Annotated in this window: 5 protein-coding genes and 1 pseudogene; 5 read left to right on the forward strand and 1 reads right to left on the reverse strand. The window is 41.8% G+C overall.

Going from position 1 to position 2546, the window contains the following annotated elements; genetic code table 11:
• Positions 1–115, forward strand: a pseudogene (locus tag IM509_RS20165) (IS1 family transposase); the annotation flags it as partial.
• A gap of 8 nt (positions 116–123) precedes the next feature.
• On the opposite strand, the gene IM509_RS20170 reads toward IM509_RS20165, so the two are convergent.
• Positions 124–321 carry a hypothetical protein gene (locus IM509_RS20170; protein ID WP_185237156.1) on the reverse strand — a complete coding sequence of 66 codons (198 nt, stop codon included), beginning with the start codon at positions 319–321 and terminating at the stop codon, positions 124–126.
• A 175-nt stretch (positions 322–496) separates the two neighbouring features.
• On the opposite strand from IM509_RS20170, the gene IM509_RS20175 reads away from it, so the two are divergent.
• The 4 genes from IM509_RS20175 to IM509_RS20190 all read left to right on the forward strand — a co-directional run bounded on the left by IM509_RS20175 (position 497) and on the right by IM509_RS20190 (position 2148).
• Complete coding sequence (locus IM509_RS20175; RefSeq protein WP_002787928.1) at positions 497–874, forward strand: DUF433 domain-containing protein; 378 nt, start codon at positions 497–499, stop codon at positions 872–874.
• Entirely contained in the window at positions 871–1263 is a 393-nt protein-coding gene (locus IM509_RS20180) for a DUF5615 family PIN-like protein (RefSeq protein WP_024969019.1), read from the forward strand. Before IM509_RS20175 ends, IM509_RS20180 begins: the two co-directional genes overlap by 4 nt.
• Before the next feature lie 227 nt (positions 1264–1490).
• Entirely contained in the window at positions 1491–1793 is a 303-nt protein-coding gene (locus tag IM509_RS20185) for a hypothetical protein (protein ID WP_002787929.1), read from the forward strand.
• Positions 1774–2148, forward strand: coding sequence for a type II toxin-antitoxin system PemK/MazF family toxin (locus IM509_RS20190; protein WP_170863957.1), 375 nt, complete (start codon positions 1774–1776; stop codon positions 2146–2148). Before IM509_RS20185 ends, IM509_RS20190 begins: the two co-directional genes overlap by 20 nt.
• Positions 2149–2546 lie beyond the last annotated feature (398 nt).

The raw sequence follows: 2546 nt of genomic DNA on the forward strand, positions 1-2546 counted from the left end.
AGCCCGATTGCATCGCAAAACACTCTGCTATTCTAAGTCTACAGAAATGTTAGGATACTCTATTCGTTTATTAATTCATTATCTGAAGTTTCAAGAAGTGCCTATTCCTTACTGATTCATAGCTTAATTCAGCAACGCCAGATTTTCTTTATTCCCCTTGACTTTTAAGACAATCGCTACAATAATTGCTGCTCTCGTAGTGGACTGTTTCAGTGCGATGCCGAAGGCACTGCGTAGCAGATCGCCATCGCCGTAGGGTGCGTTCCCGAAGGGGGCTCCTACTGCTCCAGCGCTCGATTTTGGGGAACGCACCATGCACATTGATTGAAACTGTGGGTTTAAGTGCGATACCGAAGGCACTGGGTAGCAGTACGCTGACGAGGGTACGCTAATCAAATGTAATGCGCCATATTTTCATTGGTGAGGCCAGCAGAGTTGGGGGTGATATGATCAGAAAAGAGCGGCCACTCAACACCATTTGGAGCTAATCAAAACTATGTCACTGTATCCTGATCAGGAACCCGCAATTACTCGAACAGAGCGTGGTTTAACAATTTCTGGCACAAGAATAACCTTGTATCAAATAATGGACTATATTCGCGCCAATTACCCTCGTCATTTAATCCGCCATCAATTCTATCTAACTGATGAGCAGTTTGATGCAGCCATCTCTTATATTGACGCTCACTACAAAGAAGTAGAATCAGAGTATCAAATAGTTGTGCAGCAAGCAGCAGAAATTCGAGATTATTGGAATGAGCGTAACCAAGAACGTATTGCTAATATTTCTAAGTTGCCGCCCAAGCCTGAATATACTTCTGCCTGGCAAAAATTGCAAGCGCGTAAAGCCAAACGAGCAGCAATAAGCCAGTGATTTTTCTAATCGATCACAATATTGAAGGGCAATCGCTCATACTTTTTGGCAGTATTACTTCTGAAGGGTGGCTTGAAACATTACCAATTCGTTTTATTTCATTTGATGAAGTTGAATTACCAATTAACAGCAGTGATAGAGTGGTCTGGAGGTTTGCTCAAGAGAATCAAATGATTTTACTAACCGCCAACCGTAGTATGAAGGGTGAAGATTCTTTAGAGCAGGTAATCCGAGAAGAATGTTTACCAACTTCTTTGCCTGTGGTTACGTTTGCAAATGTTGATCGGATTATTGAACGAGAATATCGAGAAGAATGTGTTGATCGCTTGATTGAAATTGCTCTTTACCTTGAAAATTATTTAGGCGTGAGTCGTCTGTTTATTCCATAGCAAATGTCTAACTTTGCCGTTAGGCGGCTTCGTCTATCTGTGAAGGCGTAGCCGCAGTACGATGCCGAACGCAATCTTGTAGGGTGCGTTCCCTAAGGTGGCTCCTACTGTTCCAGCGATCGATTTTGGGGAACGCACCATGTACATTGATTGAAACTGTGGGTTAAAGTGCGGTCGCCGATCTTAATAAGCTACATTAACAACAATACTTAAAGAGAAGGCTTAAAATGGTTAAATCAACTTTGTACACGACAGCAAAAGTCCTACCGGGAAATAGAATTGAAATTGAATCTCCAGATCTGACTGTAGGACAAACTGTTGAGGTAGTTATTTTGGTTGAAGAAGTTAGTTCTGATTCTTCTACCACCGAAGCTATCTCTCCATCCTTAAAACAGCGTCTTGCTTTTCTGAAGTTACCAATGACTGAACGTAGGAATATTCTCAAAAGTCAAGCCGATATAATGCTCTCTCACTATCAACAAGATTCTGAATGGCAGCAGTTAATGGCAGGTGACATCATTGACTATTAACCCTGAGCTGCCAAAACGTGGAGAAATTTGGTTAGTCAACTTCGATCCTACTGTGGGTGCAGAAATCAAAAAAGTGCGTCCTGCTGTCGTCATCAGTTCCGATTCAGTAGGAAAGCTTCCTATCAAGCTTATTGCTGCCATTACAGACTGGAAAACATATTTTTCAGCAAATTTCTGGCACGTTAAAATTGAACCTAACAGTATCAATGGATTGAATAAAGCTTCTGCAATTGATACTCTTCAACTAAGGGGGGTGGATTTACAAAGGTTTATTCATAAATTAGAAAGCGTTTCTGAAATTACAATGCTGGAAATTATAGCTTCCATTGCTACTATAATCGAACTTGAGGTCTAACAAATCATTGCACCCGACCGTGTGTTAGATAACTCATAATCATGTAAACGCAGTGAATTCAGCTGGTAGGCTGCGTTCCCTAATGCAAGTCCTACTACTCCACTAATAGATTTTTGGGGAACGCACCATGCACATTGATTGAAACTGTGGGTTAAAGTGCGATGCCGAAGGCACTAGCAAATTAGGTTATACTTCATCTTTCTGAGAAAGTCTCTCAATTTCACCTCACCGCAACCGTCGCACTGGCATCATTGCCGAACTTCAAGGGGTGACAGAGGGGCTACAAGCTAGATAGAGCGGGGGGTCTAGCCAAACGACCCCCTAAAGAAATAGAGTGGTTAGGACAACCACTCAAAATTTTAAAATGTTACCTTCATTCTATCAGGCTTGTTTACAGG

The sequence above is a fragment of the Microcystis sp. M31BS1 genome (assembly GCF_020245285.1).
In the GTDB taxonomy this organism is placed as follows: Bacteria; Cyanobacteriota; Cyanobacteriia; order Cyanobacteriales; family Microcystaceae; genus Microcystis; species Microcystis panniformis.